General features: G+C 71.4%; 12 protein-coding genes. 9 read left to right on the top strand and 3 right to left on the bottom strand.

Annotation, left to right across the window (positions count from 1 at the left end; genetic code table 11):
* Nucleotides 1-188 precede the first annotated feature (188 nt).
* Entirely contained in the window at nucleotides 189-965 is a 777-nt protein-coding gene (gene map / locus ACFV6X_RS00290) for a type I methionyl aminopeptidase (RefSeq protein ID WP_385375344.1), read from the bottom strand.
* A gap of 32 nt (nucleotides 966-997) precedes the next feature.
* Here map and ACFV6X_RS00285 point away from each other — a divergent pair, with 32 nt between their 5' ends.
* The 9 genes from ACFV6X_RS00285 (at nucleotide 998) to ACFV6X_RS00245 (ending at nucleotide 11784) form a co-directional block, all read left to right on the top strand.
* A complete protein-coding gene (locus ACFV6X_RS00285) occupies nucleotides 998-1249 on the top strand; it encodes a helix-turn-helix domain-containing protein (protein ID WP_385375341.1) in 252 nt (83 codons plus the stop codon).
* A gap of 127 nt (nucleotides 1250-1376) precedes the next feature.
* Nucleotides 1377-2684: a hypothetical protein gene (locus ACFV6X_RS00280; RefSeq protein ID WP_385375338.1), complete on the top strand. Its 1308-nt coding sequence runs from the start codon at nucleotides 1377-1379 to the stop codon at nucleotides 2682-2684.
* A 158-nt stretch (nucleotides 2685-2842) separates the two neighbouring features.
* A complete protein-coding gene (locus ACFV6X_RS00275; RefSeq protein WP_385375336.1) occupies nucleotides 2843-3685 on the top strand; it encodes a nitrilase-related carbon-nitrogen hydrolase in 843 nt (280 codons plus the stop codon).
* Nucleotides 3682-4968 carry an aspartate aminotransferase family protein gene (locus ACFV6X_RS00270; RefSeq protein ID WP_385375333.1) on the top strand — a complete coding sequence of 429 codons (1287 nt, stop codon included), beginning with the start codon at nucleotides 3682-3684 and terminating at the stop codon, nucleotides 4966-4968. The genes ACFV6X_RS00275 and ACFV6X_RS00270 overlap by 4 nt, the downstream gene beginning before the upstream one ends.
* A 27-nt stretch (nucleotides 4969-4995) precedes the next feature.
* Nucleotides 4996-6567: a PucR family transcriptional regulator gene (locus tag ACFV6X_RS00265; protein ID WP_385375331.1), complete on the top strand. Its 1572-nt coding sequence runs from the start codon at nucleotides 4996-4998 to the stop codon at nucleotides 6565-6567.
* A 164-nt stretch (nucleotides 6568-6731) separates the two neighbouring features.
* Nucleotides 6732-7574 (top strand): nitrilase-related carbon-nitrogen hydrolase, encoded by an 843-nt coding sequence (locus tag ACFV6X_RS00260; protein WP_385375328.1) that lies wholly within the window; start codon nucleotides 6732-6734, stop codon nucleotides 7572-7574.
* A gap of 106 nt (nucleotides 7575-7680) precedes the next feature.
* Nucleotides 7681-9084 carry a dihydropyrimidinase gene (gene hydA / locus ACFV6X_RS00255; RefSeq protein ID WP_385375325.1) on the top strand — a complete coding sequence of 468 codons (1404 nt, stop codon included), beginning with the start codon at nucleotides 7681-7683 and terminating at the stop codon, nucleotides 9082-9084.
* An 11-nt stretch (nucleotides 9085-9095) separates the two neighbouring features.
* The gene (locus ACFV6X_RS00250; protein ID WP_385375322.1) at nucleotides 9096-10115 is read left to right on the top strand and encodes a TIGR03842 family LLM class F420-dependent oxidoreductase; all 1020 of its coding nucleotides are present in this window, start codon (nucleotides 9096-9098) and stop codon (nucleotides 10113-10115) included.
* Nucleotides 10116-10233: 118 nt separating this feature from the next.
* A complete protein-coding gene (locus tag ACFV6X_RS00245) occupies nucleotides 10234-11784 on the top strand; it encodes an NCS1 family nucleobase:cation symporter-1 (RefSeq protein WP_385375320.1) in 1551 nt (516 codons plus the stop codon).
* A gap of 32 nt (nucleotides 11785-11816) precedes the next feature.
* Here ACFV6X_RS00245 and ACFV6X_RS00240 read toward each other — a convergent pair whose 3' ends face one another.
* A complete protein-coding gene (locus ACFV6X_RS00240; RefSeq protein ID WP_385375317.1) occupies nucleotides 11817-12479 on the bottom strand; it encodes a hypothetical protein in 663 nt (220 codons plus the stop codon).
* A 359-nt stretch (nucleotides 12480-12838) separates the two neighbouring features.
* Complete coding sequence (locus tag ACFV6X_RS00235; RefSeq protein ID WP_385375314.1) at nucleotides 12839-14734, bottom strand: Na+/H+ antiporter NhaA; 1896 nt, start codon at nucleotides 14732-14734, stop codon at nucleotides 12839-12841.
* Between the last annotated feature and the right edge of the window lie 211 nt (nucleotides 14735-14945).

The following is a 14945-nucleotide window of genomic DNA, read 5'->3' as shown; positions in this document are numbered from 1 at the left end:
CGTTTCGCTGGTCGGCGTACCGGTCTGCACGAGTGCGCCAGCGCCGCGCGGCTAAACGTGGGGCACGCTCTTGGACACCTGTGCCTCTAACACCTTGGCACGATCGGGGGTGGGCGGCATGTGGGCGTCCTGCGTCCGGGGGCTGCCTGGGAGAGGCGGAAGGTCGCTTCCCCGGTTCCGCGCGTCCCTCAGGGGGCCTGCCTGGCCGTGAGGATGCGCGGGCCCTCGTCCGTGATGGCCACCGTGTGCTCCGCGTGGGCCGCCCGGGAGCCGTCGTTCGTGCGCAGGGTCCAGCCGTCGGGGGCCGCGTGGTAGTCGTCCCCGCCGCCCGCGGTGAGCATGGGCTCGATGGCGAGGACCATGCCCTTGCGCAGGCGAAGGCCCCGTCCCGGGCGGCCCTCGTTCGGGACCGAGGGGTCCTCGTGCATGCGGCGGCCGATGCCGTGGCCGCCGAAGCCGTCCGGGATGCCGTATCCGGCCGCGCGGCAGACCGTGCCGATGGCGTGGGCGATGTCGCCGATGCGGTTGCCCACGACCGCCGCCTCGATGCCGGCCGCGAGGGCGCGGTCGGCGGTCTCGACCAGGCCCAGGTCGGCCGGACGGGGGCGGCCGACGACGAAGCTCAGCGCCGAGTCGCCCACCCAGCCGCCCAGCTCGGCGCCGCAGTCGAGGGAGACCAGGTCGCCGTCGCGCAGCCGGTAGGTGGTCGGGATGCCGTGCACGATCGCGTCGTTCACCGAGGTGCACAGGACGGCCGGGAAGGGGGTGGGCGCGAACGACGGGCGGTACCCCAGGAAGGGCGACTTCGCGCCGGCCTCGCGCAGCACCGCGTGGGCCACCTCGTCCAGCTCCAGCAGGGAGACGCCCACGGTGGCGGCCTCCCGTGCGGCCGTGAGGGCCCGGCCGACGACCTGGCCCGCCTCGTACATTGCGTCGATCGATGTGTCTGTCTTGAGCTCCACCATGCCAATTACTATACCGGTATTAGAATGGTGCCATGGTGCGCACCCCCCTCACCCCCGAAGAGCGTGAACGCGGCGAGCGGCTCGGGCAGTTGCTGCGCGAGGCGCGCAGCGGCCGCAGCATGGCCGAGGTCGCGGCCGACGCCGGCATCTCCGCGGAGACCCTCCGCAAGATCGAGACCGGCCGCGCCCCGACGCCGGCCTTCTTCACGGTGGCCGCGCTCGCCCGCGCGCTCGGCCTGTCCATGGACGAACTGGCCGGAGCGTGCGCGCCCGTGCCGGTCTGACGTCACCGGCGCGAAGTCGCCGATCGGAGGCCTCCGCGTTCCGCCGGAAAACTCCCTGTAGCGGTCCCGTAACACGACTGGTGTTGTCTACGGCCCGGAATGCTTCGCTCCTTACGGGGGTCGCGCGATGGCGGTGGGACAACTCCCGGTCCGGGTGCAGGAGTTCGCGAACTATCTGACGAGCCTGCATGCAGGCCTGGATCACGGCACCGGGTGGTGCGCGGTGTTCTGGCAGCGCGACCCGGAGGGCATGCGGGCCTGCCTCGACGGGCGCGAGGTGCCGCCGTGGGACGTGGTCGAGGCGCTCCTGCAGGATCTCGCCGCGGAATACGGCCCCGAGGCCGCCGCCACCGAGAAGGGCCGGGCCCGCCCCCTGCACGCCGCCGCGCTCCTCGCCTACGACACCCGCCCCGGCGGCCGGGACGCCCTCGGGGACCGGCTCGATGTCATGCTCCGCGAACAGCGGTACGCCACCGAACGGCTCACGGAGCTGCGGCGCTTACTGCCCACGGCCGCGAGCCGGGAGGCCGCCGACGCCATCCACCTGGACCTGGCGTGGGCCCAGGACGACCACACCCGCGCAACCGCGCGCTGCGTCGAACTCCGCCGGAGGATGGCGGAGTTGGACCACCGGGCGCAGAGCGACGAGCCGACCCCCACGCCCACGCCCACCCTCACCCCCACGCCCGCCCCCGCCCCCAAGCAGCGCAGGCGTCGTCGAGGGGGTGCCCGGTTCGCCGGGGTGGAGGAGGAGGCGGTCGAGCCCGCCGTCGTACCGCCGGGGGCCGTACCCGTGACGGCCGATCCGACCCCCGCCGCCGGTCGTACCCCGCGCGGAGCGCGTTTCGCGGGGGCGGGTGAGGAGCCGGGGCCGGCGGTGCGGCCGCAGGTCGAGGTCGTGGACGGGGCGGCGCGGCGGGAAGCCGCCGCGATGGTCGAGACGCTGGTGCGGCTGCGCGGTGAGGGGCGCACGGGGGAGGCGCACGTCCTGCTGGTCGAGGCCGCGTACTGGTCCGCCGCCCGCTTCCCGCTGCTCGCCGCCGAAATGGAGCGCGCCGGGCTCGGCGCCGACTGGGCGACGCTGATGTGGGAGGCCGCCTCGCTGCCCGCAGGGCAGCTCGTCGCCGCGGCGGACGCGCTGGCCGCGGCGGGCCGGGACGCCGACGGGGAGCGGATCCTGCGGCAGGGCGTGGGACGGCCGGCCGGCGAGATCGGTCTGGCCGTGCTCGGGCTGGCCCACGAGGGCCGCCACCGCGAGGTGCGCGCACTGCTCGACGCCTACGTCCGCGTCCGCACCCCTGAGGAGGCCGCGCGCAGCGCCGGACCCGAACCGCAGACGCTTGTGCCGCTCCTGCTGGAGGCCGCGCGGGGCGTTTCCGCCGAGCGGCACTGGGACCTGGTCCACGCCCTGCGGGTCGCCGGGCTCACCGCCTAGGCGCCCTCGTGCCGATCACCCACAGGAGTGCGAAACGGCGCCGGCTCCGCGGGTTGGCGACGATGGTCTTGGCAAGGCCTTCCCCTAGGCATACGTTCGTGCCTCTACGCCGTGCTCTACGGGCGTAGAGGCGCTGACGCCCGTCGAAGGAGCAGCTCATGGCGAACGTCGTCCGTGCCGCTCTGGTCCAGGCAACCTGGACCGGCGACACCGAGTCCATGGTGGCGAAACACGAGGAGCACGCCCGTGCGGCGGCCCGGCAGGGCGCCAAGGTCATCGGGTTCCAGGAAGTCTTCAACGCCCCCTACTTCTGCCAGGTCCAGGAGGCGGAGCACTACCGGTGGGCCGAGCCGGTGCCCGACGGGCCGACCGTGCGCCGTATGCGGGACCTGGCGCGCGAGACCGGCATGGTGATCGTCGTCCCGGTGTTCGAGGTCGAGCAGTCCGGCTTCTACTACAACACCGCGGCCGTGATCGACGCCGACGGCACCTACCTCGGCAAGTACCGCAAGCACCACATCCCGCAGGTGAAGGGCTTCTGGGAGAAGTACTACTTCAAGCCCGGCAACCTCGGCTGGCCCGTCTTCGAGACCGCCGTCGGGAAGGTGGGCGTCTACATCTGCTACGACCGCCACTTCCCGGAGGGCTGGCGCCAACTCGGCCTGAACGGGGCCCAGTTGGTGTACAACCCGTCCGCCACCCACCGCGGCCTGTCCTCCTACCTGTGGCGGCTGGAGCAGCCCGCCGCGGCCGTCGCCAACGAGTACTTCGTCGCCGCCATCAACCGCATCGGCGTCGAGGAGTACGGCGACAACGACTTCTACGGAACGAGCTACTTCGTCGACCCGCGTGGGCAGTTCGTGGGTGAGGTCGCCAGCGACAGGACCGAGGAACTCGTCGTGCGCGACCTCGACTTCGACGTCATCGAAGAGGTGCGGCAGCAGTGGGCCTTCTACCGCGACCGCCGCCCCGACGCCTACGAAGGGCTGGTGCAACCGTGACCAAGGACCTGCTGGGACGCCACCGGGCCGTGCTTCCCGACTGGCTCTCGCTCTACTACGACGAGCCGATCGAGATCACCCACGGCGAGGGCCGGCACGTCTGGGACGCCGCCGGGAACCGCTATCTCGACTTCTTCGGCGGCATCCTGACCACGATGACCGCGCACGCCCTGCCCGAGGTGACCAAGGCGGTGAGCGAGCAGGCCGGACGGATCATCCACTCCTCCACCCTGTACCTCAACCGGCCGATGGTCGAACTCGCCGAGCGCATCGTCCAGTTGAGCGGAATCCCGGACGCGCGGGTGTTCTTCACGACCTCCGGCACGGAGGCCAACGACACGGCCCTGATGCTGGCCACGACGTATCGCCGCAGCAACACGATCCTGGCGATGCGCAACAGCTACCACGGCCGTTCCTTCAGCGCCGTCGGCATCACCGGCAACCGCGGCTGGTCACCCACCTCGCTGTCGCCGCTCCAGACGCTGTACGTGCACGGCGGCGTCCGCACCCGCGGCCCGTACGCCGATCTCGGCGACGACGAGTTCATCGCGGCCTGCGTCGAGGACCTGACCGACCTGCTCGGCCACACCCGCCCGCCCGCCGCGCTGATCGCCGAGCCCATCCAGGGCGTCGGCGGCTTCACCGCCCCGCCGGACGGGCTGTACGCCGCCTTCCGCGAGGTGCTCCAGGAGCACGGGATCCTCTGGATCGCCGACGAGGTGCAGACCGGCTGGGGCCGCACCGGCGAGCACTTCTGGGGCTGGCAGGCGCACGCGCGCAGCGGTCCGCCCGACATGCTCACCTTCGCCAAGGGCATCGGCAACGGCATGTCCATCGGCGGGGTCGTCGCCCGCGCCGAGATCATGAACTGCCTCGACGCCAACAGCATCTCCACCTTCGGCGGCACCCAGATCACCATGGCCGCCGGCCTCGCCAACCTCACCTATCTGCTGGAGCACGACCTGCAGGGCAACGCCCGGCGGGTCGGCGGGCTGCTGATCGAGCGGTTGCGGGCCGTCGCCGCGCAGGTGCCGGCCGTGCGGGAGGTGCGCGGACGCGGGCTGATGATCGGCATCGAGGTGACCCGGCCGGGTACCGACGAGGCCGATCCGCAGGCGGCGTCCGCCGTGCTGGAGGCCGCCCGCAGGGGCGGACTGCTCATCGGCAAGGGCGGCGGGCACAACACCAGCGCCCTGCGCGTCGCCCCGCCGTTGTCCCTGACCGTCGCGGAGGCCGAGGAGGGCGCCGCCGTCCTCGAACACGCTCTGAGGAGCATCGGCTAGCACCGAGCGAAGCAAGGGAACGCCGCCATGACCACCACCCCGGAGTCCTGGGAGCCCCTGCGACCGGCCCTGTCGGTCCGCCAGATCCTCATGCTGGAACGGGTCCTCGCCGGAGAGCCCGAAGTGGTGGCCGGCGCGGGCCGGCTGGACCGGCCGGTGCGCTGGGTGCACGTCGCCGAGGCCGCCGACGTCGGCGTGATGCTCAGCGGCGGCGAGATGGTCCTCACCACCGGCGTCCTGCTCGCCGGTGACCCGGACAAGCAGGCCGAGTACGTGCGCTCGCTGCACAAGGCGGAGGCGGCGGCCGTCGTGCTCGGCCTCGGCCGCGCCTTCCCCGCCGCGCCGGACGCGATGCGACGGGTCGCCGAGCGCTGCGGGCTGCCCCTGGTCGTCCTGCACCGCCCCTTCCCCTTCGCCCAGCTCACGGAGGAGGTCCAGTCCCGGCTGGTACGGCGGAGGTTCGCCGCGGTCAGCCTCTCCGAGGCGGTACGCACCGAGCTCACCGCGCTGATCACCTCCGGCGCCCCGCTGCAAAGACTGCTCGACGAGGTGGCACGGCACAGCGCCTGCCCCGTCGTCCTGACCAACCTCGCCCACCGCGTCCTCGCCACGGCGGGGGAGCGGCCGGCCGTCGACGACGTGCTGCGCGACTGGGAGCGCATCGCCCGCCAGGCCGGAGGCAGCGAGGGCGACGGCTGGATCCGCGCCGAGCTGGGCGGCCGCGGCGAGCGGTGGGGGCGGATCGTGCTGTGCGGCTACCGGGGCGACACCGCCACCGGGCGGCTGCTCGCCGACCGGGCCGCCGAGGCCATCGTGCTGCACCGCATGCTCGACAACTCCTCTGGCAGCTGGGAGGAACAGTCGGCGCAGAGCTTGCTGACGGACCTGATCAGTGGCGTCGTACCGGCGCGTCAGCTGCTGCCCAGGGCACGGGCGGCCGGGCTGCCGGTCAACCGGCGCACCTTCGTCCCGCTGGTCGTGCGTGACCGGGAACCGGGCCGGCTCGACCGCGTGATGCGTCTGCTGGGGCTGCCCGGCATCGCCGCCGAACTCGCCGACGGAGCCACCGCCGTGCTGCTCAGCCTCGCCCGGGACCAGGACGCCGAGGCGCTCACCGCCCACTTCGCGGCCCGGCTGCGCGCCACGTCGCAGACCGTCGTGGCCGCCGCGGACCCGCGCGTCGCCTGGGACGACGTCCCCGCGGGCCTGCGCGAGGCACAGCACGTGGCCGACGCCGTCGCCGACTCCTCGGCCGTCCTCGACCTGCCGGCCGTCGTCCGGCTGAAGGACGTCCATCTGCGGGGCCTGATCCGGCTGCTGCGGGACGACCCGCAGGTGCAGTCCTTCGCCGAGCGGGAGCTGGACGGGCTGCTGTGCGGGCGGGACGGGGAGGCGGGGGCCCTGCTCGCCGTGCTGCGCACCTACCTCGCCACCGGCCGCAACAAGTCCCGCACCGCCCAGCTCCACCATGTCTCCCGGCCCGCCCTCTACCGCCGCCTCGACGCGATACAGGTCCGCCTCGGCGTCGACCTCGACGACTTCGAGCAGGCCGCGTCGGTGCACATCGCGCTCCTCGCACACGACGCGCAACAAGGGTGAAACATGCGACGACCTGCGAATACGGCGGTGAAACATGGGCCTGCACAAGCGTGACACGGTGGCACGCCGCGCCCTCGCAGACGTGACACGGTGCCACTCAAAGACGACATCCGGACTTCCTAGGCTCACCGCACACCGAGCTACCGGAGCGACCGGAGGTCCCCATGAGCCGAGTGATCCGCGCCGCCGTCTTCCAGACGTCCTGGACCGGCGACAAGGAGTCGATGATCCAGGTGCACGAGCAGGCGGTGCGCGACGCCGCCGCGCAGGGCGCCCAGATCCTCTGTTTCCAAGAGCTGTTCTACGGACCGTACTTCTGCCAGGTGCAGGACCCGGCCTTCTACGAGTACGCCGAGCGGATCCCGGACGGCCCGATCGTCCAGCGGTTCCGGACGCTCGCCCGCGAGCTGGGCATCGTCCTCGTCCTGCCGATGTACGAGGAGGAGCAGCCCGGCGTCCTCTACAACACCGCCGCCGTGATCGACGCCGACGGCTCCTACCTCGGCAAGTACCGCAAGACGCACATCCCGCAGGTGCGGGGATTCTGGGAGAAGTTCTACTTCCGGCCCGGCAACAGCGGCTGGCCGGTCTTCGACACGGCGGTCGGCAAGGTCGGCGTCTACATCTGCTACGACCGGCACTTCCCGGAGGGCTGGCGGGCGCTCGGCCTCGCGGGCGCCGAGATCGTCTTCAACCCGTCGGCGACCTCGCGCGGACTCTCCGGCTACCTGTGGCAGCTGGAGCAGCCGGCCGCGGCCGTCGCCAACGAGTACTTCGTCGGCGCCATCAACCGGGTCGGCGTCGAGGAGTACGGCGACAACGACTTCTACGGCACCTCGTACTTCGTGGACCCGGAGGCCCAGTTCGTGGGCGAGGTGGCGAGCGACAAGGAGAGCGAACTCGTCGTCCGGGACCTGGACATGGCCAAGCTCCGCGAGGTCCGGGACCGCTGGCAGTTCTACCGCGACCGCGAGCCGAACACGTACGGACCCCTGACGGCGCCCTAGGCATGCCGGGCGGCGTGGACGTCCCCACGGGGCGCGGGGAACTGCGCGGGCAACCCCCCACCACCGTCACCTTCCCAACGGCATCGACACGGCAGAAGAGGGATCCATGAGCACCCGCACCGTCATCAAGGGCGGCCTCGTCATCACCGCCTCCGACGAACTGCACGCAGACGTCCTGATCGAGGACGGCCGGATCGCCGCCCTCGCGGCCTCGGGCACCCCGGCCGCCGAGGCCTGGACCGCCGAGCGGGTGATCGACGCCACCGGGAAGTACGTCATCCCGGGTGGCGTCGACGCCCACACCCACATGGAGCTGCCGTTCGGCGGCACCTTCGCCTCCGACACCTTCGAGACCGGCACCCGGGCCGCCGCCTGGGGCGGCACCACGACGATCGTCGACTTCGCCGTGCAGAGCGTCGGCCACAGCCTGCGCGAGGGCCTGGACGCCTGGCACGCCAAGGCCGAGGGGAACTGCGCCGTCGACTACGGCTTCCACATGATCGTCTCCGATGTGCACGACGAGACGCTCAAGGAGATGGACCTGCTGGTGGAGGAAGGGGTGACGTCCTTCAAGCAGTTCATGGCCTATCCCGGCGTCTTCTACAGCGACGACGGCCAGATCCTGCGCGCCATGCAGCGCTCCGCCGACAGCGGCGGGCTGATCATGATGCACGCGGAGAACGGCATCGCCATCGACGTCCTGGTCGAACAGGCGCTCGCCCGCGGGGAGACCGATCCCCGCTACCACGGCGAGGTGCGCAAGGCGCTGCTGGAGGCCGAGGCCACCCACCGCGCCATCCGGCTCGCCCAGGTCGCCGGAGCGCCCCTGTACGTCGTGCACGTCTCGGCCACGGAGGCGGTCGCCGAGCTGGCCAAGGCGCGTGACCAGGGCCTCCCCGTGTTCGGCGAGACCTGCCCGCAGTATCTCTTCCTGTCGACCGACAACCTCGCCGAGCCCGACTTCGAGGGCGCGAAGTACGTCTGCTCGACGCCGCTGCGGCCCCGTGAACACCAGGCGGAACTGTGGAAGGGGCTGCGCACCGACGACCTCCAGGTCGTCTCCACCGATCACTGCCCCTTCTGCTTCGTCGGGCAGAAGGAGCTCGGCCGCGGAGACTTCTCCAAGATCCCCAACGGGCTTCCGGGCGTGGAGAACCGGATGGACCTGCTCCACCAGGCCGTCGTCGACGGGCACATCTCGCGCCGCCGCTGGATCGAGATCGCCTGCGCGGCCCCGGCCCGGATGTTCGGCATGTACCCGAAGAAGGGGACCATCGCGCCGGGCGCCGACGCCGATGTCGTGATCTACGACCCGCACGCCGAGCAGGTGATGTCCGCCGAGACGCACCACATGAACGTCGACTACTCGGCGTACGAGGGCAAGCGCGTCACCGGCCGCGTCGAGACCGTGCTCTCCCGCGGCGTCCCCGTCATCACCGAGCGGGAGTACACCGGGCACGCCGGGCACGGCGTCTTCACCCCCCGCTCCACCTGTCAGTACCTCAACTAGGAGCGGAGCCCATGGAATTCGGACTCGTGCTGCAGACAGACCCGCCGGCCTCGCGGGTGGTCTCCCTGATGAAGCGCGCCGAGCGCAACGGGTTCACCCACGGCTGGACCTTCGACTCGGCCGTGCTCTGGCAGGAACCGTTCGTGATCTACAGCCAGATCCTGGCCAACACCACGAAACTCACGGTCGGCCCGATGGTCACCAACCCGGGCACCCGCACCTGGGAGGTCACCGCCTCCACCTTCGCCACCCTCAACGACATGTTCGGCAACCGCACGGTGTGCGGCATCGGGCGCGGCGACTCGGCGATGCGGGTGGCCGGCCGCAAGCCCAACACGCTCGCCCGGATCAGCGAGGCGATGAAGGTCATCCGGGAGCTGGGCAGCGGCCGGCCGGCCGACCTGGGCGGCACGGTGATCCGGTTCCCGTGGATCAAGCCGGGCGCCCGGCTCCCTGTCTGGATGGCCGCGTACGGGCCCAAGGCACTGAAGATGACCGGCGAGGAGGCCGACGGCTTCATCCTCCAGCTCGCCGACCTGTATCTCACCGAATACATGGTCAAGGCGGTCAAGGACGCGGCCGTCGCCGCCGGGCGTGATCCCGACGAGGTGACCATCTGCGTGGCCGCACCCGCCTACGTCACGGAGGACGACTCGCCCGAGGCGCTCGCGCACGCGCGCGACCAGTGCCGCTGGTTCGGTGGGATGGTCGGCAACCACGTCGCCGACCTGGTCGCCAAGTACGGCGAGCACTCCGCCGCCGTCCCCGACGAACTCACCGACTACATCAAGGCCCGCGAGGGCTACGACTACTCCCACCACGGGCGCAGCGGGAACCCCGACACCCGGTTCGTGCCCGACGAGATCGTCGACCGGTTCTGCCTCGTCGGGCCGGTCGAGCGGCACATCGAGAAACTCGACGCGCTGCGTGAACTGGGTGTCGACCAGTTCGCGGTGTACGACATGCACGACGCGCAGGAAGCGGTGATCGACGCGTACGGCGCGCAGGTCATCCCCGCGGTCCGCTCCTGACCGCCCACCGGCCGACCACCCCGACCCCCCACACCTTGCCTCCCTCCCCGCCGTCCTGGGGAGGGGGCCCAAGGCCCCCGCACGGCCTCTCCCGTCCCACCTTGTCGATTGGCCTGCCATGACCGATACAGTCCCCACGGGGTCACCCACCGCTCAGCGTGCCGACTCCGACGGCCGGATAGAACTGGCCCCCGAGGCCTTCCCCACCGACAGTCCCTTCGCCAACGAGGATCTGCGTCCCGTCCCGGTCGCCGAGCGCAAGTGGACGACGTACAACTTCGCGGCGCTGTGGATCTCCATGGCGCACTGCATCCCCAGCTGGACCCTGGCCTCCGGCCTGGTCGCGCTCGGCATGGACTGGAAGCAGGCGGTCTTCACGATCGCCCTGGCCAACGTCATCGTGCTGCTGCCGATGCTGGCCACCGGTCACGCCGGCCCCAAGTACGGCATCCCCTTCCCGGTGCTCGCCCGCGCCTCGTTCGGGCTGCGCGGCGCGAACGTCCCGGCGCTGATCCGGGCGGCGGTGGCCTGTGGCTGGTTCGGGATCCAGACCTGGATCGGCGGCAGTGGCATCTTCGCGCTCGGCTCCAAGCTCACCGGCGGGGAGTGGGAGAAGGCCGGGCAGATCGCCGGCAACCCCTGGCCGCTGTGGCTGTGTTTCCTGCTGTTCTGGGCCATGCAGATCGCGATCATCTATCGCGGCATGGACTTCCTGCGGCACTTCGAGAACTGGGCCGCGCCCTTCGTGATCGTCGGTGCCTTCGTGCTGCTGGTCTGGATCGCGGTGAAGGCGGACGGCTTCGGCGAGTTGCTGTCGCAGCCCTCGACGCTCGGCTGGGGCGCGGACTTCTGGCCGGTCTTCTTCCCGTCCCTCATGGGCATGATCGGCTTCTGGGCGACCCTGTCGCTCAACATCCCCGACTTCACCCGCTTCGGCGCCAGCCAGCGCGCCCAGACCCGCGGCCAGACGCTGGGCCTGCCCACCACCATGACCCTGTTCGCGATCCTCGCCGTGCTGGTCACCTCCGGCTCCCAGGCGGTCTACGGCGAGGCGATCTGGGACCCGGTCACCCTCGCCGCGAAGGCGGACAACGTCTTCGGACTGCTCTTCGCGCTGATCACCGTGCTGGTCGCCACCATCTCCGTGAACATCGCGGCGAACGTCGTCTCCCCGGCCTACGACCTGGCCAACCTGGCGCCGAAGCTCATCAACTTCCGTACCGGCGCGCTGATCACAGGCGTCGTCGGGATCCTGATCTTCCCGTGGAAGCTGATCTCGACCCCCGAGTTCTACATCTTCACCTGGCTCGGCGTGGTCGGCGGTCTGCTCGGCACGGTCGCGGGCATCCTGATCGCCGACTACTGGATCGTCCGGCGTACGGTCCTGCACCTGGCGGACCTGTACACACCGGGCGGGCGGTACTGGTACACCTCCGGCTGGAACTGGCGGGCCCTGGCGGCGTTCGCGGTCGGCGGCGTACTGGCCGTCGGCGGTTCGTACTCCACCGTGAACGCGGACGGGGTGAAATCCGGTCCCTTCCCGGCGGACGGGCTGATCCCGTTCCTGAAACCCCTCGCGGACTACGGCTGGGCGGTGGGCCTCGCGGCCTCGCTGCTGCTGTACGTGGCGCTGATGCTGCCGCGGGAGCGGGCGCGCGCGGCGGAGTGATCAGAGGCGTCGCGACGGGAGGGCGACCGGTGCTACCGGCCGCCCTCCAGCGCCGCCACCGCCTCCTTGGCCGCCTTGATCGCGCCCTTGTTCATCTCGTCCGAGCTGGGCGCCTCCTTCGACTCGAAGTCCGAGCCGTTGTAGGTGACGACCACCAGCGCGTTGGACGCGCGCACGACCACCATGGCCTCGCGCGTCTTCTGGTCGTCCTCGGTGGTGAGGTTGACGACCGAGTAGGCCGCGTCGCCCGTGCCGGGGACCACGCCGCCGCCGCTCTTCTCCTTCACGCGCGACTCGTACTGCTGCTCCGCCTTGTCGTCCGACTCGCTGACTTCGAAGGAGACGTCGAGCCAGCGGTAGTCGAAGCCCTTGAGGGCGTTCCAGGAGCAGGTGCGGCGCACCGATCTGTCCGTCGAGGAGATCTCCTTGCCGGCCGTCTTGGCACCGGGCACGAGAGAGGTGATCGTCTTCTGGCCCAGGGCCGTGCACGGCGCCGGGGCGGCGGGGTACGTCTTCGGCGCGGTCGTCGAGGACGGCGCCGAGGCGGACTGGGTCCCGGTCCGGCTCGTCTCCTTGCCCTGGGCGGCGGGGGCACCGGACTCCGGACCGGAGCTGAGCGCCCAGCCCGCGCAGGCGAGCACGACGACCGGCGTCAGACGCGCGGTGAGAGCGAGCGGCAGAGGAAGAGAACGCACGGCGCACTTCTCGTGGGGGATGGTGCGGAGGGGGTCCGCACTGCGGACGGGACGCCAGTGTCACACGACTCACTGTGAGGCGGAAGTGCCAACTCGCTCCGTGCCTGAGCGGTAACTGAGCCTGACGATCGACGCGTTGTGTGTCCTGTTATGTCCCCACGACGCGGTGTGAGGGGCTGCCGGAGCCTCCGCCCGCCGGGGAGGTCACCACGGTCGGCTGGTCACCACCTCGGACGGGGTGACCATCGCCGGGGCGGCCTTCGAGCGCCGGGCCCGGATCCACCCAGGTCGCCTACGAGCACCCTGCGGGGGCCGGTGACCCAGGGGGATCCGGCCCGGCCCTCGTGGTGCGCGCGAGGTCAGGGCGATACGACGGCGGCGCGCTCTCGGGCGCCGCGGACCGCTTCGGTCAGCCCGGCGAGGTCGTAAGGTCCGCGGTGCAACCGGCCGTTGACGAAGAACGTCGGGGTGCCCGCCACACCACTGAGGTCGGCCGACTCGACGTCCTCGGCCACCTGGGCGGCTGCCGCAGGCGAGCGCAGGTCCCGTTCGAACCGCTCCGTGTCGAGCCCCAGTTGCCCGGCGTGGCGCAGCAGCTCCTCCGGGCGCAGCTCGCCCTGGTGGGCGAGCAGGACGTCGTGCATCTGCCAGAAGGCGTCCTGCCCGGCCGCCGCTTCCGACGCCTCGGCCGCGAGCTGGGCGTGGGGGTGCACGTCGTTGAGCGGAAGGTGCCGCCAGACGTAGCTCACGTCCCCGACGCCGGCGAGAAGCTGACGGACCACCGGCTCCGCCTTGCCGCAGTAGGGGCATTCGAAGTCACCGTATTCGACCACGGTGACGGAGGCGGTGCGCGGGCCACGGACGTGGTCCCGGTTCCGGTCCACCGGCACGGCGAGATCGATGATGCCCTCCGCCGTACCGAGCAGGGCCCGGGCACGGATGGGCTTGGGCAGCGCGTGCACCAGGGAGGTGATCGCCCAGGTGAGCGCGAAGGACAGGGGCACGGAGGCGAGGATGCCCACCTTGGCCTGCATGAGATCGTCGCCGTCGAGGGCGAGGGTGGCGATCAGCAGGGAGACCGTGAAGCCGACGCCTGCCGCGCTGCCGCCGGCGAGGACGGCACCCCAGCCGACCTGCGGGCGCAGGCGTCCGCGGCTCAGCCAGGTGGTCAGCAGCACCGCGAGGGTGATGCCCAGGGGCTTGCCCAGCAGGAAGGCGACGAGGATGCCGAGGGTGATCGGCGAGGTGAGACTCTGGGCGAGACCGTTCCAGGTCATGTGGACACCGGCGTTGGCAAGAGCGAAGAGGGGGACGATCAAGTAGCTGGTGAAAGGGTGGTAAAGCTGCTGGAGGCGGTCGTTGGGCGAGATCGCGGCCTGCAGCCCCTGGCGGAGGGAGCGCTCGAGTTCCGGGGTGGGCTGCTCCCGGAAGAGCCGGAACAGCCCGCTGGCGCGTTCCAGGTCCGTACGAGAGGCCGGGTAGGCGTAGGTGATCAGACCGAAGGCGAGCCCGGTGACGACCGGGTCGACGCCCGATCGCAGCAGAGCCCCCCACACACCGAGGGCGAGGACGGCGTGGACGGCCACGTGGCGTACTCCCAACCTGCCCAGGAGCAGCGCCACCAGGAAGAGTGCGACGGCGGCCAGCAGCGCCGGCCAGGACAGGCTGCCGCTGTGGACGACGGCGATGACCCCCAGAGCGACGAAGTCGTCGACGACGGAGGCCGTCAGCAGAGAGGCGCGCAGGGCCTGGGGCAGCCGCCTCCCCAGGATCGCGAGGGTGCCCAGGGCGAACGCGGTGTCGGTCGACATCGCCGCGCCCCACCCCTGGCCGACGCCATGCCCGGCAGCGAACGCCAGGTAGATCGAGACGGGGACGACCATCCCCGTGATCCCGGCGACGAGCGGAAGCGCGACACGGCGACGGTCACGCAGCTCGCCCCTGTCGAACTCGCGGCGTGCCTCCAGTCCGATGACGAAGAAGAAGAGCGCCATCAGGCCGCTGTTGACCCACTCACGCAGCTCCAGACCGACACCGCCGGAGCCCGCACGGACCGACAGCACCGTCGTCCAGGTGTCCTCGTAGACGCCCGGGGCGAGGTTGGCCCACACCAGGGCGGCGAGCGCGGCGGCCCCCAGGACGAGTGCACTGCCCGTCTCGGTACGCAGAAAGTCCCGCAAGGGGGTCCGCGACGCGTCCGAGCGGACGCTTTGTCCGGTTCCTTGCGACGAGGCGCCAGGGGTGTCGGTGTTCATGGTCTGCGCTCGCAGGCGGGTCCGGCACCATGGGTTCGTCTCGGCCGCACTGCGCTCCCGACCGTCACGGGGAACGACGATCCGGTCGGCTGACGGCGCGCCGCTGGGCAGCGCTCATGTTCCGACGTTACGCGGTGACCGCGCGCCGCGCCTCGCGAGACGGACCACGCCCGGTCGGCGCGGGAGGCGGGGGAGGAGGGGCGCGGGGCGA

Source organism: Streptomyces sp. NPDC059861, from assembly GCF_042731435.1.
In the GTDB taxonomy this organism is placed as follows: Bacteria; Actinomycetota; Actinomycetes; order Streptomycetales; family Streptomycetaceae; genus Streptomyces.
The sequence above is the reverse complement of the archived record's forward strand: the minus strand, read 5'-3'. Positions and strand labels throughout refer to the sequence as shown.